Source organism: Amycolatopsis sp. NPDC059027, assembly GCF_042739735.1.
Classification (GTDB): domain Bacteria; phylum Actinomycetota; class Actinomycetes; order Mycobacteriales; family Pseudonocardiaceae; genus Amycolatopsis.
The window spans coordinates 32,368-35,160 of the sequence record NZ_JBHYIK010000019.1 but is presented as its reverse complement, the minus strand read 5'-3'; the positions used below and the strand labels follow the sequence as shown (position 1 = coordinate 35,160).

3 protein-coding genes are annotated in these 2,793 nt (G+C 71.1%); all 3 read right to left on the bottom strand.

Features of this window, described 5'->3' with window-relative positions:
- Positions 1-125: 125 nt before the first annotated feature.
- The 3 genes from fahA to ACFWY9_RS15475 all read right to left on the bottom strand — a co-directional run bounded on the left by fahA (position 126) and on the right by ACFWY9_RS15475 (position 2,776).
- Positions 126-1,304, bottom strand: a complete 1,179-nt coding sequence (fahA, locus tag ACFWY9_RS15485) for a fumarylacetoacetase (protein ID WP_378339113.1) — start codon at positions 1,302-1,304, stop codon at positions 126-128.
- On the bottom strand, positions 1,301-2,128 hold the full coding sequence (locus ACFWY9_RS15480) for a hypothetical protein (protein WP_378339112.1): 828 nt from the start codon (positions 2,126-2,128) through the stop codon (positions 1,301-1,303). Before ACFWY9_RS15480 ends, fahA begins: the two co-directional genes overlap by 4 nt.
- 87 nt (positions 2,129-2,215) lie before the next feature.
- Positions 2,216-2,776 carry a MarR family winged helix-turn-helix transcriptional regulator gene (locus ACFWY9_RS15475; protein WP_378339151.1) on the bottom strand — a complete coding sequence of 187 codons (561 nt, stop codon included), beginning with the start codon at positions 2,774-2,776 and terminating at the stop codon, positions 2,216-2,218.
- Positions 2,777-2,793: the final 17 nt, after the last annotated feature.

Below are 2,793 nucleotides of genomic sequence, written 5' to 3'. Positions count from 1 at the left end.
CCTCGCGCGCCCCCGCCCACCCCCTCCCCCCCCCTTCGCCCCCCGGCGGGGTTCGGGGCGAGATACCTAACACCCCCCGCGACCACACCCCCCCTTCAGCTCATCCTGCGCGAGGAAAGTCCCCTTCAGCTTCCCGGTGCTGGGAGGATGCGGCCGCGTACCTCACCGAAGCCGATCCTGGCGCCGTCCGAGCCTGGGGCGGTGGCCGTGATGACGACCTCGTCGCCGTCCTCCAGGAAGGTGCGCTCCTCGCCACCCACAAGGATCGGCTCCTTGCCGCCCCAGGTCAGCTCGATGAACGCGCCGCGCTGTGCCTTCTCCGGTCCGGAGATGGTGCCCGAGGCGTACAGGTCGCCGGTCCGCGACGACGCGCCGTTGACCGTCAGATGCGCCAGCATCTGGGCGGGCGACCAGTACATCGAGCGGTACGGTGGCCGGGAGACCTCTTCGCCGTTCCACGAGACCGACAGGTCGATGTCCAGCCCCCACGGCTCGCTCTCTCGCAGGTACGGCAAGGGTTCCGGGCTCTGCACGGGAGTGGGCACGCGCGCGGCCTCCAGCGCGAGCAGCGGCACCACCCACGGCGAGATCGAGGTCGCGAAGCTCTTGCCGAGGAACGGGCCCAGCGGCACGTACTCCCACGCTTGGATGTCGCGGGCCGACCAGTCGTTGACCAGCACCGCGCCGAACACCCGCCGGGAGAACTCCGCGGCGGGCACGGCCGAACCCAGCGGCGAGCCGGTGCCGACGATGAAGCCCAGTTCGGCCTCGATGTCGAGACGGCGGCACTCGCCGAACGTCGGCGCGCTCTCGCTCGGCGCCTTGCGCTGGCCGTTCGGGCGCACGATGCCGGTGCCGGAGACCACGACCGTCCCCGCCCTGCCGTGGTAGCCCACGGGCAGGTGCTTCCAGTTGGGCAGCAACGGTTCCGCGTCCGGCCGGAAGAGCCTGCCGAGGTTGGAGGCGTGGTGTTCGGAGGCGTAGAAGTCGACGTAGTCCGCGACCTCCACCGGCAGGTGCAGCCGCACCTCGCCCACCGGGTGCACGGCCGTGTCCGGCACGTCCCCGCCGACCAGCTCGGTGATCCGGCGGCGCGTCTCGACCCAGAAGTCGTATCCCCGCGCCATGAACGCGTTCAGCGTCGGCCGCGCGAAGACGTCGTCGCCTAGCACGACGGCGAGGTCGACGACGGAATCGCCGACCCGCACGCCGACCCGTGGCTCGGCGCCGGATGCGGAGAACACGCCGTAAGGCAGGTTTTCCTTGCCGAACAACGAATCCCAGGGGATTTCGATCCTGGTCACGCGGTCTCTCCTTCTTCCTCGGCCAGCTCGGCCGGTACCAGGCCGAGTGCCGCCAGCTCGGTGACGGGCTCGTTGACGCTGCAGGTGCCGAACGACCGGAACCGCTCGCGCACCGAACCATCCACAGTGGACACCCCGGCGGCGATCTTCCCGCCGTCCCGTTCGGCGAGCACGGCGACCAGCTCGGCGTCGCCGGCGCCGGACATCGCCGCCGCGGTCGCCAGCAGCAGGTTCAGGAACCCGTGCTGCTCGAATCCGGTCTCCGGATCGGTGTTGCGGATCGCGTGGTGCAGCCCGGCGGTCGCCTTGAACGGCACCCCGGCCGCCACGACCGCGCGGATCGCCGCGGCCAGCTCGGCTTCGTCCGGGTACAGGTCGGCGCGCACACCGCCGGTGCGGAACTTGGCCTGACGGCCGGTTTCCGCACAGGTCGCGATGAATTCCGCGCGACGCTCGTCACGGGGGATCTCGACGAACACGGGCACTTCGCCCGCCGGGGCCAGCGCGCCGAAGAACTCGGCGGCGCTCATTCCCTCCGGCGCCGCGACTTCGAGGCCCTGGAGCCGGACGGGCAGTCCGGCGGCGGCGGTCATCATGCCGGGCAGCTGCGCGGGCCCGGCCGGCGCGGTCACCGCGAGGTCGAGCGGACCGTCGAGGAGCGCGCCCAGCCCGTCCAGCGCGGGCGCGGCGAGAACGAGCGGGCCGACCATGTCGGCGTAGCGGGAACGCAGATGCCGGGCGTGGGCGGGCACGGCCTCGGGCAGGGGTTTGAGTCCCGGTGGGAACACCGCCGCGTCGTCGAGCAACCCGGCAAAGACGCTCATCGGGCAGATCCTTCCTCCGGTTCGGGCGATGTAGTCAAGGTATTTACTACCTGAGGGGGACGCAAGGGTCCGATGGTCCCCTCCTGCTCAGGTCCGGCCGCGCACGTCGAACTGGTCGCGGTCGGTGATGAGCTTGTTCAGCAACATGACGAGGATGCGCTGCTCGGCCTCGGTCAGCACGTTCGTCCATTCGTACTCGCGGCGGTTCTGCCGCTCGAACACCTCGACCATCTCGCGCTCACCGCGCTCGGTGAGGGCCAGCAGCACCGAGCGTCCGTCGTTCTCGCTCGGCGCCCGGCCCAGCAGGCCGTCCTCGACCAGGGGTTTGGCCAGGTTCGACACCGCGGCACGGCTCATCCCGGTGAGTTCGGCGGCCTTCTTCGCCTCCAGCGGCCCGGCGAGCCAGGTGACGAACAGCAGCCGGAACGCCGACCACGACCGGCCACTCGGCCGGTGCACGCTGGCCTCCAGGTCGTAGGTGACGATGCCGGAGGCCCGGTTGAGCGTGAGCAGCACCTCGGTGGCCAGCTGGTGTTCGAACCCGAACTCGTCGGCGAGACGGCGGTGGGGGGGGGGGGGGGGGGGCGGCCCAAGGGCGAGCGGACCCCGCCCGGCGCGCGCCCCCCCGCCCCCACGCTCAAGATATATTAGTGAAAAAAAAACAC